The organism is Glycomyces amatae (genome assembly GCF_020991375.1).
In the GTDB taxonomy this organism is placed as follows: domain Bacteria; phylum Actinomycetota; class Actinomycetes; order Mycobacteriales; family Micromonosporaceae; genus Glycomyces; species Glycomyces amatae.
In genome coordinates this window covers 1-17,221 of sequence record NZ_JAJLQZ010000043.1, presented here as the reverse complement: position 1 = coordinate 17,221, position 17,221 = coordinate 1, and the positions used below count along the sequence as shown (strand labels likewise).

The following is a 17,221-nucleotide window of genomic DNA, read 5'->3' as shown; positions in this document are numbered from 1 at the left end:
ACCTACGCCAAGAACGGCCCCAGCCGCCCCCACGGGCCGCTCCGCGACGTCCTGCTGCGGCACTTCGGCGACGACATGCTGGAATGCTGCGCCTTCGACTGACGCACCGAGCGCGGCCGCTCCGTCCGGGGACGCCACGCTGCGCTCGCCCAGCGGACGCCCTCGGGCGCTCGATCGCCATCGCGACGCCCAGTCCGGCGACCATCGACGCCCGGACAGGCCCAGCATAAATATAGACATTTATCAATCAGTGCAGTATTTTAATTTTCGGAGCCTCTCACGAAAATTTCGACCGCAGCAGTGCCGATCCCCACGTCCCTCCCAACATGAAAGGCGCCTCATCATGAAGCCTTTGAGAACGGGTGCTCGGATCACGCTGGTCACGGCAGCCCTGGCGGCGGTCTTCGCCGCAGGCGCGCTCACCGCCACCGCCGACCCCTCGACCGCTCAGGCGCAGGCGAGAACGACTGCCGGATGCGGTCAGGCTCCCACGCTGACCAGCGGCACCCACACCATCCAGAGCGGCGGCAAGAGCCGCAGCTTCATCCTCGACATCCCCTCCGGTTACGACAACGACCACCCCTACCGCCTCGTCTTCGGATTCCACTGGTGGGGAGGCACCGCTCAGGACGTCGCGACCGGCCAGGCGGTGCAGACGGGCACCTACGCCTACTACGGTCTCAAGCGCCTCGCCGGCGACTCCACCATCTTCGTCGCCCCCCAGGGCATCGACAACGCCTGGGCCAACAACGGCGGCGAGGACATCGCCTTCACCGACGACATGATCGCGCTCATAGAGGACGATCTGTGCGTCGACAAGGACCAGCTGTTCTCCCTGGGCTTCAGCTACGGCGGAGCCATGAGCTACTCGCTCGCGTGCTCGCGCCCGGACGTGTTCCGCGCCATCGCGCCCTACGGCTCGCCCGGGTTCGTCAGCGGATGCAGCGGCGGCACCGAACCCGTCGCGGTCTTCGCGGCGCACGGCACCACCGACAACTTCACGAACGGGCTCTCGCAACGCGACAGGTTCGTCGCCAACAACGGCTGCACCCCGCAGACCACGCCCGCGCCTCCGCAGGGCAGTCGCACGCACATCACGACCGCCTTCACGGGATGCTCGGAGGACCACCCGGTCGTTTGGGCGTCGTTCGACGAGGGCCACATCCAGGCCCCGCGGGACGGGGCCGCAGGCGACGGCGCCAACTCGTGGCTGCCGGGAGAGACCTGGGAGTTCTTCAGCCAGTTCGAGTCCGACCCGTCCGAGGAGACCACTCCTCCCGATGAGGAGACCACCCCTCCCGAGGAGACGACCGGCCCGCCGTCGGACTGCTCGGCCGAGATCGACGTGGTCAACGACTGGGGCTCGGGATGGCAGGGCAACCTCCTCATCACCGCGGGAGGCGAGGCCGTCGACGGCTGGACGCTCACCTGGACCTGGCCGGGCGGCCAGAGCATCAGCAGCCACTGGAACGCCGACGTCTCCACGTCCGGGTCGACCGTCACCGCCACCGACGTCGGATGGAACGGGGCCATCCAATCCGGACAGACGGTCAGCGCCTGGGGCTTCGTCGGCTCCGGTTCGGCTGTGACACCGGAGGTGACCTGCACGACCGGTTAACCACACTATCGCGGCCGAGGGTGCGGAGGCGTCCTCGGCCGCCCCGTCGCGAATCCTGACCCCGCATCAGCTCCCTAGACACCCTCACCGCCTGTCCGACGAAGTCGGGAGGGCGATCGTGACGATCGTCGGGTCGCCATAACGCAAGGTGTACCGACAAACCTCGGTCGAGCCGTTGACTACACATAGATGTATCTCTATAGTTGAGTTTCCGGATGAATCATCAGATGTGTCAGCGTTGGATCCCGATATGTGAGCGATAACTTCCTCATCTGTGGCCACTTGAAACAGAAAAAGTCCTACGAATTCAAGGAACAAGAGATGCGAACGAGAGCAAGGTGGCTCGGGTGGATCGCGGCGCTCGGTCTCGCGGTGGGCATGGTGACGACGCCGATCGGTACCGCCGGCGCGGAGTCGAACGGCGGGGTTCGGGTCATGCCGCTGGGCGACTCCATCACGGAGGGCACGGCCACGCCGGGCGGATACCGGATCGGCCTGTGGCAGCGCCTCGCCGGCGGCGGGTACACCGCGGACTTCGTCGGGTCGCAGTTCAACGGGCCGGGAAACCTCGGCGACCACGATCACGAAGGCCACCCCGGCTGGCGTATCGACCAGATCCACGCGAACGTCGTCGGCTGGCTGAACACCTACCAGCCGAAGACCGTGCTGCTGCACATCGGCACCAACGACATCCTGCAGAACTACGACGTCGCCGGCGCCCCGGACCGGTTGTCCGCACTGATCGACCGCATCACCACGACGGCGCCGAACGCCGAGGTCTTCGTCGCGCAGATCGCTCCGCTCGGGTGGAGCGAGGGGGACGCGGCGGTGAACGGCTTCAACGCGGCGATCCCCGGCATCGTGCAGGGCAAGGTGAGCGCCGGCAAGAACGTGCACCTGGTCGACATGCACAGCGCCCTGAGCTCCGCCGACCTGGACGACGGTGTCCACCCGACCGCCGCCGGATACGACAAGATGGCTGCGGTCTGGTACTCCGCATTGCGGTCGGTGCCCGGCAGCATCGGCACAGCGGACGGCACCGAGATCGTAGGCGCCCAGTCCGGTCGCTGCCTCGAGGTCACCGGGCTCGGCACCGCCAACGGTACCGACGTGCAGCTGTGGGACTGCTGGGGCGGCGCGAACCAGCAGTGGACCTACACCGCCGGCAAGCAGTTGACGGTGTACGGCGGCAAGTGCCTGGACGCCTCCGGTCAGGGCACCGGCAACGGCACTGCGGTGGTGATCTGGGACTGCAACGGGCAAGCCAACCAACAGTGGAACCTCAACGCCAACGGCACCATCACCGGGGTGCAGTCCGGCCTTTGCCTGGACGCCTCGGGCTGGGGCACCGGTAACGGCACGAAGGTCAAGCTCTGGACCTGCGGCGGCGGACAGGCCAACCAGCAATGGACCAGACCGTGACTACGGCCTCGCAACGCGTTGCGATCCGACCCAGCGAACCATGCCCGCGGCGGCGCACCTGCCAGTCCGTTCCCACCCGTGGCAATGAACTCGCATCTCTACGACCCGACGAACCTCAATTAAGAAGGAGGCCACCATGGCCTGGATGGAAACCCCCAAGAGCCGCAGGCGGATGCTCATCGGCGGAGCCGGCGTGCTCGCCGGTGCCGCCGCCGCGACCGTACTCAACCCGTTCACCAACGCGGCCGCAGCCGCCACGGTCGACACCACCGCCTGGTATGAGCTGGTGAACCGCAGCAGCGGCAAGGCCCTCGATGTCAGCGGTGTGTCCACCGCCGACGGGGCCCCGCTGCAACAGTGGACCCGCACGAACGGCAACAACCAGCAGTTCCAGTTCGTGGACGCCGGCGGCGGCTACTACCGGATCAGGGCGCGGCACTCGGGCAAGGTGCTCGACGTCTACAACTGGTCGACCGCCGACGGTGCCGCCATCAACCAGTGGACCGACCACGGCGGCGCCAACCAGCAGTTCCGACTGGCCGACTCCGCCGACGGCTACGTCCGCCTGATCAACCGCAACAGCGACAAGGCGGTCGAGGTCCAGGGTGCGGCGACCGACGACGGCGCGACCGTCGTGCAGTACAGCGACTGGGGCGGCGCCAACCAGCAATGGCAGCTCGCTCGCGTCGACGGCGGCAGCGGCGCCTGCGCTCTTCCGTCGACGTACCGCTGGACCTCGACGGGCCCGCTCGCGCAGCCGAAGAACGGGCAGGTCTCGCTCAAGGACTTCACCGCCGTCCGCCACAACGGCCAGTACCTCGTCTACGCGACGACGCACGACGCCGGAGACGCCTGGAACTCGGTGGTCTTCAGCCCCTTCACCAACTGGTCCGACATGGCCTCGGCCGGCCAGACCAGGCTGACGAGCTTCAACCCGGTGGCCCCGACGCTGATCTACTTCGCCCCGAAGAACGTCTGGGTGATCGCCTACCAGTGGGGCTGGCCGTACAAGTTCTCCTACCGCACGTCGACCAACCCCACCGACCCCAACAGCTGGGGCCCGCACCAGGAGCTCTTCAACGGGACTCTTCCCGTGAACAACCCCATCGACCAGACCCTCATCGCCGATGACCAGAACATGTACCTGTTCTTCGCCAACGACGAAGGCCAGATCTATCGCGCCAGCATGCCCCTCGGCAACTTCCCGAGCAGCTTCGGCACGAGCTACCAGCTCGTCATGAGCGACACGAAGGCGAACCTGTTCGAGGCGGTCGAGGTCTACAAGGTCCAGGGCCAGAACCAGTACCTCATGATCGTCGAGGCCATGGGCAGCCAGGGCCGCTACTTCCGCTCGTTCACGGCCACCAGCCTGAACGGCACGTGGACGCCGCAGGCCGCGACGGAGGGCAGCCCCTTCGCAGGCAAGGCCAACAGCGGTGCCACCTGGACCAACGACATCAGCCACGGCGACATCGTGCGCACCAACCCCGACCAGACCAAGACCATCGACCCCTGCAACCTGCAGTTCCTCTACCAGGGACGCAGCCCGAGTTCCGATGGCATGGACTACGGCCTCCTGCCCTACCGCCCGGGTCTGCTGACCCTGCAGCGCTAGCGGTACGACGCAGGTCCGGCGCGGGTATTCCCGAGGCGGCGGGCGGGCTCGGTACGAGACCGAGCCCGCCCGACCTGCTCACCCGTCCCGCCGCGAATCCCGACCCCGCACGAGCACCCCAGAACACCGGCAAAGCCTGGGCGCTGAACCGCCGTCTGTCCGAGGAAGTCAGGGGCGCCATCGTGACCGCGTGCCAAGAAGGCGTCCGCCAACAAGTGCTCGCCGACCGGTACGAAGTCAGCCTCTCCGGCTAGCAGCGTCAGAACTACGCGAGCATTCCCGACCGCACGAATCCGTCCCTCCGTCCCGAATCGCTTTCAAAAGATTGGCGCCCGACACGAAGCCGACCGCGGAGATCGGACCGACGGACAATGGAAGCGACTGCGCCGACGGGTCCCGGAACCCGAACGCCACGGTCCCTGGCCGACCGTGCACCGGTTGTCCAAGACCTGGCGACAAGCCGGGGCCCGGGCCTCGACGGTCGAGACGATCCCGGCCCTGCTCGACCAGGCCCGCGCCCTGACCTGGAGGGGGGATCTGCCGGGCCCGGACGTCGATGCCGCGAGCGGGGCGGTGCAGGCTACCGGCGCGGGCGCGAACCGGCATCCCGATCGCGGTCTGCCTCGGACTGACTGACCTTGAGCGGCAACGTCGCTCGCAGCACCCACCGGTTCGGGCCCTCCGGCCCGGCCAAGGCCGTGCCCCCCAGCAGCCGAACCCGCTCGGTGGCGCCGATGAGGCCGCGACCGCGGCCGCCTTCTTGGGATGCCGCCGCAATCTCGTTGCCCACGTGGAGGATCAGCTCCGATCCGTAGACGGTCACCTTGAGTTCCACCCGCGCGCCCGGCGCGTGCCGCAGCGCGTTGGTGAGGCCCTCCTGCACGATCCGGTAGGCCTCACGGGAGACCGCCGCGGTCACCGCGTCCAGGTCGCCGTCGATCGCGACGTCGACTTCGTTGCCGCCCTGGACGACTCGTCCGACCAGTTCGGCGAGGTCCGCGAGCGTCGGACGCGCGGTCGCGGGCTCGGGCTCCTCCCGCAGCACCCCGAGCGCCCGGTCGAGGTCGTCCAGCGCCGCACGGGAGCCGCCCTCGATCGAGGACATCGCCCTCCGGGCTGCGTCGGGGTCTGATTCGAAGACCTGATTCGCCACGGCCGCTTGAAAAGTGAACGAGGTCAGCGCATGGCCGATCGAATCGTGCAGATCCCGGGCGATCCGGTTGCGGACCGCGGCGCGGTCGGCCTCGACCTCGGCGGCCGCGAGCCTTTCGGCCAGGCTCGGGCCGAGCAGTGCCACCGCCAGCCGGCCCAGCAGCCGCGCACCACCGGCGCTCGCCGCGACCAGCGCGACCACGCCGAGCACTGCCACGAGGAGCGTCCAGGCCCCATCCGAGCCGCCCGAGACCCTGGCGTCGACCACGATCGTGACACCGCCGCCACCGGTCAGCCACACCAGCGGCAGGACCAGGGCCACGCCGGCCAGCAGCGTCGCGGTCATGAGCGCCCCGCCCCAGAGTGTCCAGGCCACGGCCCACACGGCCGTCGCGAACCGCCGCGGCGTCTCCGGCCTGGGTAGCGCGGTTCTCAAGAGCGCGTTGGCGGTCCGGACGCTCACGCTCCTGCCTGCGCGAGGCACGCCGAGCAGTGCCACGGCCGCGAGCGCGGCGAGCGCGAACACGGGTGCGGGCGTGTGCGGCCACGCCAGTGCCAGTACGGCGGTCGCGACCGCGGTGGCCGACATTCCCGCCAGTGCGCCGAGGAGGGCGTGCGCCCAGCCGTGGCAGGCGGTGCGGAGGGGCAAAACCCGGGTGAGTCGTCGCATGAAGGCGAGTCTGGCACTCGCGCGGGCGGTGCGTCTCCCTCCGATGGGGGAGTGCAGATTCCCGCTTTCCAGGGAGGCAGGGGCCTCCTCGGGCGGCGAGGGTTGGCGGCGACATCGTCTTCTCGAAAGGACCGTTTCCCATGAAGCCGAGAACAAAGGGCCTGATCGCCTTCCTCCTCCTGGCCTTCGGGCTGGCGTGGGGAGGGATGTTCACGGCGGTGCTGGTGTTCGACCTGTCGCTTGTCAATCCGGTGGTGCAGCTCGCCACCGTCGCGTTCACCCCCGCGGTCGCGGCGTTCGCGGTCCGCAAATGGGTCACGAAGGAGGGCTTCGCCGATGCGGGCCTGCGTCTGCGTCTTCGGGACAACCTCGGCCTCTACGCGGCCGCGTGGCTCGGTCCGCTCGTGTTCGCGGCGGTCGCGCTCGCTCTGGCCGTGGCGCTCGGTCTGTGGGAGTTCGACACTGGGGTGTTCGTACTGGTCCCCGGCCTGCCCGTGTGGGCTTCGATCGGGCTGCTCATGCTGGTGGTGGTCGTGCTGACGCCGGCCTATTGGGGTGAGGAGTTCGGGTGGACGAGTTATCTGCGGCTGCGTCTGGTGCCCGAGCGGCCGGTGCTCTCCACGTTGCTGACCGGGCTGATCTGGGCCGTGTGGCACTACCCGCTCGCGTTCCTCGGCTACGTGATCTTCGACAATGTGGTTGCGGGCCTGGCGATCTGGACGGTGTCGTTCGTGTTCCAGGAGATCATCCTGTCGTGGCTGCGGATGCGCACCGGATCGGTGTGGGCCGCGAGCTTGGCCCATGCGGGGAACAACATGGTGCTGTTCCTGCTCATCGGCACCGCCTTCGGCGACGACACGCGAGGCGTGGGGATGCTGCTGGGGACCGTCCCGATGGTCGTTGTGGCGCTGTGGATCGTCCTGAGCGGGCGGCTCGCCTCGGAACAGCCGCGAGTTGATCGGGAGCGCGAATCGGCACTGGTCTGAGCCGGACCGGGGCGGGGGCGGGGTGGCATCATCGAGCCGTGACCTCCGCTCCCGTCTCCGTGCTCATCGCCGACGACGACCCGATCGTGCGCACCGGTCTGCGGACGCTCCTGTCGGCGCAGCCGGGCGTCGAGCCCGTGGCCGAGGCGTCCAACGGGTCCGAGGTGCTGACGCTGGTGCGGGGTTCGCGCCCCGACGTGGTGCTCATGGACGTGCGCATGCCGGGCATGGACGGCATCGAGGCGACCCGGCTGCTGCGCGAGACGGTACCCGAGCCGCCGAAGGTCATCGTGATCACCACGTTCGAGAACGACGAGTACGTCTACGCGGCACTGCGGGCCGGCGCGAACGGATTCCTTCTCAAGCGCAGCGACATCACACGGATCGCCGATGCGATCCGCGTCGTGGCCCAGGGCGACGCATTGCTGTTCCCCGAGGCGATCCGCTCCCTGGCGGCCATCCACGCCCGCCCGCCGGGCAACGCCCACGGCCCGATGGCCCTGACCCCGCGCGAGGCCGAGGTGCTCCGCCTGATCGCTCAAGGCCTGTCGAACCGCGACATCGCCACTCGCCTCTACCTGGGCCTGGAAACCGTCAAGACCCACGTCAAAAACGTCCTCACCAAACTGGGCGCGGGCAACCGCACCGAAGCGGTGATCATGGCCTACGAATCAGGCTTCATCCGCCCGAAAGCCCCCTGACCGAAAAACGACCCGGCGCATCTACTCCGGGACCGAAGCCGTACACAAAAGCACGGGGTCTGGGCCTCGTCGCGATGCCGGCGGGTTCACCGCTCGCGCGGCAGGCTCGCGCCTTGTGCTTGGATCACTTGCCACCTGCCGTGCTGGAACAGCCAGGTGCGCGTGTAGATCATCTCTGCTTCGAACGGCTCGCCGACCGCAAGGCCGGCGATCCTGACCCGTGCCCGGGTGACCCCCGTCGGGCCGAACTGGCGGGCGGTGCTCTGGAGCCGCTCCAGGCTCGTCAGTCGAAGCTGCCCGGAGGCGTGCGACTCCAGGTCCTGCGACTTGCCGAACTCGGCGCCATCGGGAGCGACGTAGACGACGTCGGGGTGCAGCAATGCCTCCAGTGCAACGACATCGCCCGCCAACTGGGCGCGTTGCAGTTCCGTCTCGGCGGCGGCCAGGGAGTCTTCTGCGGGTTCAGCCATCGTCGTGCATCGTCTCACGCAGCTTCCGGGCGAACGTCGCCGGATCGTTGCCCGGAGTCCATTCGTCGGCGGGAAGGCGACCGGCTCGGTGCCGAGCAGCGCGGTGAACGCCTCGCCGCCGCGGCGGGCCATGGCGCTTTCGCCTTCGGCCCCGACTGCGGGCACGATCCGCACCCCGGACGCCTTCAGCGCGGCTGAGTACCCAAGGGACTTCTACCAGGACTTGCGCCGCCCATCACCTGCGATCGACGCAAAAAAGCGTTCATCGACACGATGACCGCTAGCCCGCTCAGTATCCGATTCTGTGAAGCTGGTGACGGCCTACTTGAACCCATCATCCCAGGTCAGCACTCATGCAATTCAGCTCCCCCGACCTACTCGCCCGCCCCGCCAAAGATCCTGACCCCGCACCGGCACCCCAGGTCGCCATCGCCGCCTGGGCGTTGAGCCGCCGCCTGTCCGACGAGGTCGGAAGCGCCGTCGTGACCGCTCACCTTGAGGGTGTCCGACAACGGGTCCTTGCGGACCGCTATGAGGTCGGTCTCTCCAGCGTCAAGCGTCTGCTCCGCGCCGCGCGAGGCGCCTGATGCTCATCCTCGGCGCGGTTGCCACTGCTGCCGGGCGGCATTCCAGGTCCAGTCGCCGACCTTGCCGTCGACGGCGGGGTCGGCGAAGCCGATCACCGCATCCAGCAGTTCATCGAATCGTTCCGGCAAGCGGTCGTCGAGTCGCTGCTTTCGCCGCCATGCTCACCACCGTGGCTGTGCGAGTTCGGCATAGCCGTCGAGGACTTCACTCAAAGGCGCAAGTTGCGCTTGGCGGTGGACGGCGACATGGGCGCTGGCTTCGGTCAGCTCGGCACCGGCGACATCGTGGCGGCGGGAGAGCAGGTACACGTCGGTGAAGTCGCGCCAGCGGGTGTCGGCGGTGCCGCGTTGGATGGCGGTGACCAGTTTCTCGGCGAGCACCATCGTGAGCGGGTAGCCGACGAGCTCGATGTGTCCGCCGAGCAGGCGCGGGAGCGGCACCTGCTGCGGTCCGGGCCAGATCGGGTCGCCGACGTTGATATCGACATGCATTCGGAGCTTGGCTACTGACAGATTTACGCCGAGGACGATCCGGACGCCGCTGTAGACCTCCTCGTCGCGGATCGTCTCGACCGCGACATCGTCCAGGTCGAATTCCAGTCCGTCGTCGAGACTAGTTGCGGCGATGGCGAGGACCAGGTCGCGGAGGTAGGTCTCGTCGCCCGGAATCTGTTGGCCCTGGAAGTCGATGTCACGGGTGGGGCGGCGGGTGTCGAACGCGGCCAGGAGCACGCCGCCTTTGAGGACCAGTCGATCGGCGTGCTCTGAGACCGCCAATCGGGAGAGAAATCCTTCAAGCGCGTAGATCTGGAGCAGTTCGTCGGTCGGCCGGCGGTCGCGGCGGGCGAGGTTCTGCAAGTCGAGGTAGGCGCGGCCGGCCGTGGTCGCTCGGGTCGGTCGTTCGGTCACAGCAGGATCTCCAATGCGGTCTGCAGCGCGGGCCGCGCTTTCGGGAAGTCGCGGGCCATCGCGAGCAGGGAGGCTGGGGAGGAGCCGCGGCGGCGCAGCCACCGCTTGAGCGCTTCGATGGCGAGTTCGTGGCCTTCGAGGTGCCGCAGGCGGAACGCGTCCATGATGCACCGCTCGGTCCCATAGAGTCCGATCGCGGTCTTCTCGTCGAGCTGGAGCTCAGTGCGGCCGATGGCGAAGGTCGCGGGGTCGAAGGCGTGCCAGGCGACCGGTGCCTCAATGACGGGTCGGCGGCGGCCGCGAGGGAGCGCGATGTCGATGGCAGCCGGGATCTGATCGGTCAGGTCGTGGCGGTTCAGGGCCGAGACCAAACAGATCGTCGCCTCCGGTGCCCGCTGGGTGATCTCATGAAACTCCAGGTCCGCAGGAAACTCGGCGTCAGCGATCCGGAACCGGCCCCGCCCGACCGACTCGATGAACCCCTCGTCCCGCAAGCGATACAGCCTGGACTTCGCGACACCGGCGTCGATGGCCATGCGGTGGGAGAAGACGGACGGCAGCTTGCGCAGCCGCTCCTGCGCTTGTCCGCGATCTCCAGCCATGGGAAGGTGTACACACATCATCGGTATGTGTAGACGATTGCTCCTGGCGGCACGAACATCGCGCCGGGCGCAGCTCGTCAGGGAACCACGAGGGTGTTCCGCCACTCCGCTGGGCACCTATCCTTGTTTTGATGCAGTTGCACGAGGACCGCTCGAACCGCACTTCTACCATGACGAGGGAAACGGGAACACCAACGAGCTGACCGGACACACGTGCCGTCGAAGGGAGGACTCTCATGGCCGGACTGGACAATGTGTCCTCGACTTCTAACGATCCCCTCGCGTGGACGCCCGCCCTCTACCGCAGCGACGGCGCTTGGATTGGCCGCATGCCCGACGGCAGACTCGGCGTCGGCACCGAGATAGAGCCACGAGTGTGTATCGCCGACGCGGAGCTCATCCCGATGTGGCCGTTCATGGAACAACCGCTTCAAACGTGTCTTGACGACTTCTCAACATGCTGGGCCGAACTGATAACGCTGGAGTATGCAACGCCGCTGGAACTGCTGTCGAGAACACTGACGTCAGCGCAGCAGTCTAATTCGCCGTACTGGCGGCAGCTCGCTGAATCATGGCTGGCCCAAATGGCCGCGATTGACAGTAGGCGCAGCCGGATCTGAGGTCGTCAGGCTCGCCTCATCAGGGGGCCACCTCGACATGCTTCTGCACCCGAGTCCCCGATTGCGGGCGCTCGATCCGGCCTGCTCGGTGTCCGACGCCTGCAGGATCAGGTCGAGCAGGATCTGCGCGATCTGGTCAGATCGATGTCCTTGCGCTGGTCGCCGGCGACCTGGACTCGGTACTGCTTCCTTGGCATCGCAGCATTCCTCTAACCATGGGGCGGGTGAAAGGGGTCGGTGGCCCGACCCTACCTGACGCCGATGGCCTCGCAGCAGATTCAGAATGGACAGGCTTCGCGTTGTTCCAACCCGTTAGTTAAATGAGCATGTTGCGGAGTGCGGTCGGGGTCTGGCCGTAGTGCTGCTTGAGGGTGCGGGTGAGGTGGGCCTGGTCGGCGAAGCCGAGCCGGGCGGCGAGTTCGCCGAGGCGGGCCTCGCCCGCTTCGATCGCGTCGAGGGCGCTGGCGGCGCGGACCCGGTTGCGGTAGCGGGTGACGGAGACGCCGATGCGGGCCGAGAAGGCGCGGCTGAGGCGGTAGGGCGAGGTGCCGAGCAGTGTCGCGAGTGGGATCAAGCCCACCGCGTCGGGATGCTCGGCGGCGATGGCCTCGCAGGCCAAGGCCACGAGCGCGGCGTCCCGGCTGGTGGGCGGGTCGAGCGCGTCGCGGCGGGCGGCGAGCATGGCGAGTCGGATCAGCTGTTCGGTCACGCCGAAGTCGATGTCGGGTTCCTTCGCGGCCAAGAGGAGGCGACGGTGGGCGAGTTCGAGGTGGGCGTCGATGCGCAGGATCTCGGGGACCGGTTGGTCCCCCACTGTGGTGAGCCAGAGGTCGCGGTCGATGTGGATCGCGGTGCATGAGTCGCCGCCGGAGGGGTGCGAGAAGCGCTCGTCCTGGCCGGGGGCGCCGACGTAGCCGAGGGTGCGGTCGATGAGGGCGGGCACGCCGTCGGCCTTGCGACGGAAGCGACCTCGGCGTGCGAGCACGATCGAGTAGTCCTCGCGCACGGTGTCGGCGGACCAGCCGCGGTGGTCGTCGCGGCAGTCCACGGCGGAGACCTCGAAGTCGCGGTGGGAGGCCAGTTCGCGGGAGGTTCGCATGAGGCGAGGGTAGCGACCGGGTCCGACGCAAGAATGTTCAAGACGCTTCCGGCCGGGGCGGGCAGCATGGTGCCGTCAACCGTCACCCGCGTTGAAGGAGTCACGCCATGCCATTGACACCGAAACTGGCCTCGTTCGTCATCGACTGCGCCGATCCGACGAAGCTGGCCGAGTTCTACCGGCTCGCGACCGGCTGGGAGGTCACGCACGCCGACGCCGACTCGGCCCAGCTCAGCGACGGCGGCAGCGTCGGTCTGAGCTTCCAGCGCATCGAGGGGTACCAGGGGCCGACCTGGCCCGATCACGCCAAGCATTACCACCTGGACCTGACAACCGCGGATGTGGAGGCGTCGGTGCGGAAACTGTGTGCTGCCGGGGCCGTGAAGCCAGAGTTCCAGCCGGGCGGCGGGGACTGGACCGTGCTCGCCGACCCGGAGGGGCATCTTTTCTGCGTGTGCCCTGAATAGCATTGCGCTGCAAGGAAAGGTGTGCCACCGCGCGGCGACGCACCCGCTCTGCTTTGCAGCGCAAGAGGAACAGGTCCACCAATTCAGCACAAGCTTTACCGGGGGATCGTTCGGCAGAATTCCCGCCCACAACCACCGTTGAAACAGCAAAGAGCGGTCATCGATATGATGACCGCTCATGTGCATAATGTCCGATTCTGTGGAGCTTAGGGGATTCGAACCCCTGACCTTTTCCATGCCATGGAAACGCGCTACCAACTGCGCCAAAGCCCCTTGATTGGCGTTCCAGAGGTCGTAGACCTTGGAACCCGCACTAGTTTACACAGGGGTGAGAGGTCTGCCGATAGAGGGGCTGGAGATGGAGGTCACGCTTCCTGAGCTGGGGTTTTGAGGTTGATTAGGGGTGCGGGCTGGGTTCGGGACGTGTCGTGGTCCGGCGGGTACCGGCAGGCGTCTCGCGGTCGGTGGCGCGGCCTCCGAAGCGGGACCCATGCCGGAGGTGCGGACCGGTGCTACCGCGCCGAAGACCTCCTCAATCCAGGGGTCGACCCGCTCTCGGCGGGCTGGTGGAGGAGGCGGCCCGCGTTGGCGGCTCTCTGCCGGTCCGGCCTTTTCCGGGCCTCCCGGGCCGTTGGGGAACGCCTGGGGGAAGTTCCGTTTCTTTGCGGGCGTCGCTTCTCGGTGGTACGCGGGTCGGGCTCGGGCGCCACCGTGTTGCCCGGGGCCAGGGCTGGGGCCGCAGTCGGCCAGGGGCGGCGCTCCGGAAGGTCGGTTCCGAGAATTCCGTTCGTCATGTGAGCGTGGGCGCGGTGCTCGTTTCTCGATCTCGGGCGGCGTTCGGCGGTTGGTCGCACATCGATGTTCGTGTATGCTCTGTTCGTTCGCATAACGAACTCTCCGGAGGTGGTCCATGGCCGTCCTGGCCGCCCTCCCCGAAGCGCTCGCGTCCGCCGTCCACGACGGTGACTCCGTGGCGATGGAGGGCTTCACCCATCTCATCCCGCACGCCGCGGCCCACGAGCTGATCCGCCAGGGCCGCAAGGACCTCACGCTGATCCGGATGACTCCCGACGTCATCTACGACCAGCTGATCGGGGCCGGTTGCGCCGCGAAGCTGGTGTTCTCCTGGGGCGGCAACCCCGGTGTCGGCTCGCTGCACCGGCTGCGGGACGCCGTCGAGCACGGTTGGCCCCGAGATTTGTCCATCGAGGAGCATTCTCACGCCGGGATGGTGAACCGGTACGTCGCGGGCGCTTCCGGGCTGCCCTTCGCGGTGCTGCGCGGGTACGCCGGCACCGATCTCGTTGATGTCACCGACTCGATCGCGCCCATCACCTGCCCGTTCACCGGCGAGCGGCTCACCGCCGTCAGCGCCCTCAACCCGGACGTCGCCGTCATCCACGCCCAGCGCGCCGACCGGGACGGCAACGTGCAGCTGTGGGGCATCGTCGGTGCCCAGAAGGAGGCCGTGCTCGCGGCCGACCGCGCCGTCGCGACCGTGGAGGAGGTCGTCGACGAACTCGCCCCCGTGCCCGGCGCGATCCTGCTGCCCCACTGGGCGGTCGACTGGGTCTGCGAGGTCCCCGGCGGCGCCTTCCCCTCGTACGCGGCCGGGTACACCGAGCGCGACAACGACTTCTACATGGCGTGGGACGCCGTCAGCCGGGACCGCGAGGCGTTCCTGGCGTGGATCGGCGCGAACCTCCTGGGGGACCGGTGAAGGCCGTGCACAGCGCCGAGGAGATGATGACCGTCGCCGCGGCCCGCTCGCTCGAAGGGCGCCGCACCTGCTTCGTCGGCATCGGCCTGCCCTCCCTGGCCGCCAACCTCGCCCGCGCCACCTGCGCCCCGGGCATCGTGCTCGTCTACGAGTCCGGGACCATCGGTTCCAAGCCCGACCGGCCTCCTCTGTCCATTGGAGACGGTTCGCTGGCGGCGACCGCCGACGCCGTGGTCTCCAGCGCGGAGATCTTCAACTACTGGCTCCAGCCCGGACGCATCGACACCGGCTTCCTCGGTGCGGCCCAACTGGACCGGTACGCCAACTTGAACACCACCGTGATCGGCGACTACCGCCGCCCCAAGGTCCGCCTGCCCGGAGCGGGCGGCGCACCCGAGATCGCCGCCTCCTGCAAGGAGACGGTCGTCGTCGTCCGCCACACCAAGCGCGTCCTCGTGGACCGCCTCGACTTCACCACCTCGGTCGGCCACGGCGACGGCCCCGGCGCCCGCGAACGGCTCGGCCTGCGCGGCGCCGGCCCCGTCAGGGTCATCACCGACCTCGGCGTCCTCGAACCCGATCCCGAGACCCGCGAACTCGTCCTCGTCAGCGCCCACCCCGGCACCGACCCGGACGAGGCCGCCGCCAGGACCGGCTGGCCGCTGCGCATCGCCCCGGACCTCGCGACCACCGCGCCCCCCACCCCCGCCGAACTCGGCGCCCTGCGCGCCCTGAGCAGTTGAGGAGCGACATGGCGACCCCGCTGCGCCGCGACGGCCGCGACGCCCACCCCGACCGCGACCACCCCGCCTACCGGTCCACCGCCCTGCGGCACCCGAAGCAGCCGCTCGTCCCCCTCCACGACCCCGAGACCGAGCTCGCCCGGCCGTTCCTCGGCGCCGGCCCCGTCGCGCCGCTCGACCACGACCTCACCGCCCAGCACGACGGCCCGCCGCTGGGGGAGCGCATCGTCGTCACCGGCCGGGTCCTGGACGGCAACGGGACGCCGCTCGCCGGGCAGCTCGTCGAGGTCTGGCAGGCCAACGCCTCCGGCCGGTACGCCCAGGCCGAGGACCGCCACGACGCGCCCCTGGACCCGAACTTCACCGGCGTCGGCCGCTGCCTCACCGACGCGGCCGGCGTCTACCGCTTCGTCACGGTCAAGCCCGGCCCCTACCCGTGGCGCAACCACGACAAGGCCTGGCGCCCCTCCCATATCCACTTCTCGCTGTTCGGCACCGCGTTCGCCTCGAGGCTCATCACGCAGATGTACTTCCCGGGCGACCCGCTCCTCCCCTACGATCCGGTCATGCAGTCGGTGAACCCGGGCGCCCGCGAGCGCATGGTCGCGTCCTTCGACCTGGAGGCGACGGTGGACCAGTGGGCGACCGGGTACCGCTGGGACATCGTCCTGCGCGGCCCCGGTGCCGCGCTGTTCGAGGAGGGGGAGGGCTGATGCCCGGGCAGGCGCTCACGCCGGCACAGACCGTCGGGCCGTTCTACGGCTTCGCGCTGCCCTACCCGGGCGGGCCGGTCGTGGTGGAGGGCGGGGAGCTGCGCCTCTCCGGGGCGGTGCTCGACGGCGCGGGGGACCCGGTCCCGGACGCGCTGGTCGAAGTGCTGCAAGCGGACGTGCGAGGCCGACTCGACAGCGGACTGTTCGGGCGCTGCCCGACCGCGCCGGAGGGCCGGTTCGCGTTCACCACGGTGCGGCCCGGCCCGACGGCGGACGGCTGCGCGCCCCATCTCGCGGTCATCGTCCACGCCCGGGGGCTGCTGCTGCACCTGCACACCCGCGTCTACTTCCCGGGCGAACCGCTGAACGCCGCCGACCCGGTGCTCGCGAAGGTGCCCGACGCCCGGAGGGGCACGCTGATCGCCGCCGAGGCGGAGGACGGCTACCGGTTCGACATCCGGTTGCAGGGCCCGGACGAGACGGTGTTCTTCGATGTCTGAGCGGTCGGCGCGGGGAGCTGCGGTGGTCGGCGGTCGGGTCGGCGGGGCCGCCGTGTGAGGGGACCAGGCGGGGTGGCGGATGTCTGACCGGTCGGCGCGGAGCCTGCGGCGGCCGGATGAGGGGAGCCGTCGAGTGGTCGAAAGGAGTGCAGCGGCGGATGTCTGAGCTGTTCGGCGCGGTCTTCGCGCGCGGCGGGGCCGCCGAGGCGGTCTCGGACCGGGCCTGGCTCGCGGCCCTGGTCAAGGCCGAAGCGGCCCTTGCCGAAGCGGCGGCCGCGACCGGCTACGCCGACCCCGAGTCGGCCGCGGCGGTGGTCGCCGCCGCCGATCCCGAACGCTTCGACGTCGCGGCCGTGGCGGCTTCGGCGCTGGCCGTGGGGAACCCGGTGGCGGGCGTCCTGGACCGGCTGCGGGAGCTGGTGCCCGAGCGGCACCACGGGGCGATCCACTGCCAGGCGACCAGCCAGGACATCATGGACACCGCGATGATGCTGGTCGCCCGGGACGCCGTCGCCGCGGTGGCGGCCGACCTGAGCGGTTGCGAGACGGCGCTGCTCCGGCTCATGCTCGGCGAGGGCGAGGGCGAGGGCGAGGGCGAGGGCGAGGGCGAGGGCGAGGGCGAGGGCG

17 protein-coding genes, 1 tRNA gene and 1 pseudogene are annotated in these 17,221 nt (G+C 69.0%); 12 read left to right on the top strand and 7 right to left on the bottom strand.

All coding sequences use genetic code 11. The features are described 5' to 3' along the window. Nucleotides 1–343: 343 nt before the first annotated feature. The 3 genes from LO763_RS28335 to LO763_RS28325 all read left to right on the top strand — a co-directional run bounded on the left by LO763_RS28335 (nt 344) and on the right by LO763_RS28325 (nt 4,655). Complete coding sequence (locus tag LO763_RS28335; RefSeq protein WP_230792122.1) at nt 344–1,618, top strand: CE1 family esterase; 1,275 nt, start codon at nt 344–346, stop codon at nt 1,616–1,618. Between the two features lie 321 nt (nt 1,619–1,939). Next, nucleotides 1,940–3,040 carry an RICIN domain-containing protein gene (locus LO763_RS28330; RefSeq protein WP_369432114.1) on the top strand — a complete coding sequence of 367 codons (1,101 nt, stop codon included), beginning with the start codon at nt 1,940–1,942 and terminating at the stop codon, nt 3,038–3,040. Between the two features lie 145 nt (nt 3,041–3,185). Next, entirely contained in the window at nt 3,186–4,655 is a 1,470-nt protein-coding gene (locus tag LO763_RS28325) for a non-reducing end alpha-L-arabinofuranosidase family hydrolase (protein WP_439650328.1), read from the top strand. A gap of 580 nt (nt 4,656–5,235) precedes the next feature. On the opposite strand, the gene LO763_RS28320 is transcribed toward LO763_RS28325, so the two are convergent. Next, entirely contained in the window at nt 5,236–6,477 is a 1,242-nt protein-coding gene (locus LO763_RS28320; RefSeq protein ID WP_230792101.1) for a sensor histidine kinase, read from the bottom strand. Nucleotides 6,478–6,617: 140 nt separating this feature from the next. Here LO763_RS28320 and LO763_RS28315 point away from each other — a divergent pair, with 140 nt between their 5' ends. Together LO763_RS28315 and LO763_RS28310 are read left to right on the top strand one after the other, a co-directional pair. Further along, nucleotides 6,618–7,463, top strand: coding sequence for a CPBP family intramembrane glutamic endopeptidase (locus LO763_RS28315; RefSeq protein WP_230792099.1), 846 nt, complete (start codon nt 6,618–6,620; stop codon nt 7,461–7,463). A 38-nt stretch (nt 7,464–7,501) separates the two neighbouring features. Then, nucleotides 7,502–8,164, top strand: a complete 663-nt coding sequence (locus LO763_RS28310; RefSeq protein WP_230792097.1) for a response regulator transcription factor — start codon at nt 7,502–7,504, stop codon at nt 8,162–8,164. Between the two features lie 86 nt (nt 8,165–8,250). Here LO763_RS28310 and LO763_RS28305 read toward each other — a convergent pair whose 3' ends face one another. From LO763_RS28305 to LO763_RS28295, 4 genes are all read right to left on the bottom strand, one after another. Next, on the bottom strand, nt 8,251–8,808 hold the full coding sequence (locus LO763_RS28305) for a nuclear transport factor 2 family protein (RefSeq protein ID WP_230792095.1): 558 nt from the start codon (nt 8,806–8,808) through the stop codon (nt 8,251–8,253). Between the two features lie 416 nt (nt 8,809–9,224). After that, the gene (locus LO763_RS29320; RefSeq protein ID WP_255673104.1) at nt 9,225–9,350 is read right to left on the bottom strand and encodes a hypothetical protein; all 126 of its coding nucleotides are present in this window, start codon (nt 9,348–9,350) and stop codon (nt 9,225–9,227) included. A 33-nt stretch (nt 9,351–9,383) separates the two neighbouring features. Continuing rightward, nucleotides 9,384–10,079, bottom strand: a complete 696-nt coding sequence (locus LO763_RS28300) for a nucleotidyl transferase AbiEii/AbiGii toxin family protein (RefSeq protein WP_230792093.1) — start codon at nt 10,077–10,079, stop codon at nt 9,384–9,386. Nucleotides 10,080–10,126: 47 nt separating this feature from the next. Then, on the bottom strand, nt 10,127–10,666 hold the full coding sequence (locus tag LO763_RS28295) for a type IV toxin-antitoxin system AbiEi family antitoxin domain-containing protein (RefSeq protein ID WP_230792091.1): 540 nt from the start codon (nt 10,664–10,666) through the stop codon (nt 10,127–10,129). A gap of 302 nt (nt 10,667–10,968) precedes the next feature. Between LO763_RS28295 and LO763_RS28290 the strand changes: the two genes are divergently transcribed. Next, complete coding sequence (locus LO763_RS28290; protein ID WP_230792089.1) at nt 10,969–11,352, top strand: hypothetical protein; 384 nt, start codon at nt 10,969–10,971, stop codon at nt 11,350–11,352. Nucleotides 11,353–11,668: 316 nt separating this feature from the next. Here the strand turns inward: LO763_RS28290 and LO763_RS28285 are convergent, their stop codons facing one another. Continuing rightward, nucleotides 11,669–12,451 (bottom strand): helix-turn-helix domain-containing protein, encoded by a 783-nt coding sequence (locus LO763_RS28285; protein ID WP_230792087.1) that lies wholly within the window; start codon nt 12,449–12,451, stop codon nt 11,669–11,671. Nucleotides 12,452–12,558: 107 nt separating this feature from the next. Between LO763_RS28285 and LO763_RS28280 the strand changes: the two genes are divergently transcribed. Then, on the top strand, nt 12,559–12,918 hold the full coding sequence (locus tag LO763_RS28280; protein WP_230792077.1) for a VOC family protein: 360 nt from the start codon (nt 12,559–12,561) through the stop codon (nt 12,916–12,918). Nucleotides 12,919–13,118: 200 nt separating this feature from the next. Here the strand turns inward: LO763_RS28280 and LO763_RS28275 are convergent. Next, a tRNA-Ala gene (locus LO763_RS28275) sits at nt 13,119–13,191 on the bottom strand. A 637-nt stretch (nt 13,192–13,828) separates the two neighbouring features. Here LO763_RS28275 and LO763_RS28270 point away from each other — a divergent pair. The 5 genes and pseudogenes from LO763_RS28270 to LO763_RS28250 form a co-directional block, all read left to right on the top strand. Beyond that, nucleotides 13,829–14,638 (top strand): CoA transferase subunit A, encoded by an 810-nt coding sequence (locus LO763_RS28270; protein WP_230792075.1) that lies wholly within the window; start codon nt 13,829–13,831, stop codon nt 14,636–14,638. A gap of 23 nt (nt 14,639–14,661) precedes the next feature. Next, nucleotides 14,662–15,381, top strand: coding sequence for a CoA-transferase subunit beta (locus LO763_RS28265; protein WP_255673105.1), 720 nt, complete (start codon nt 14,662–14,664; stop codon nt 15,379–15,381). A gap of 8 nt (nt 15,382–15,389) precedes the next feature. Next, nucleotides 15,390–16,094 (top strand): protocatechuate 3,4-dioxygenase subunit beta, encoded by a 705-nt coding sequence (gene pcaH, locus LO763_RS28260; RefSeq protein WP_230792072.1) that lies wholly within the window; start codon nt 15,390–15,392, stop codon nt 16,092–16,094. Then, nucleotides 16,094–16,594 carry a protocatechuate 3,4-dioxygenase subunit alpha gene (gene pcaG / locus LO763_RS28255; protein WP_230792070.1) on the top strand — a complete coding sequence of 167 codons (501 nt, stop codon included), beginning with the start codon at nt 16,094–16,096 and terminating at the stop codon, nt 16,592–16,594. Before pcaH ends, pcaG begins: the two co-directional genes overlap by 1 nt. 158 nt (nt 16,595–16,752) lie before the next feature. Next, nucleotides 16,753–17,221: pseudogene (locus LO763_RS28250) on the top strand (hypothetical protein); the annotation flags it as partial.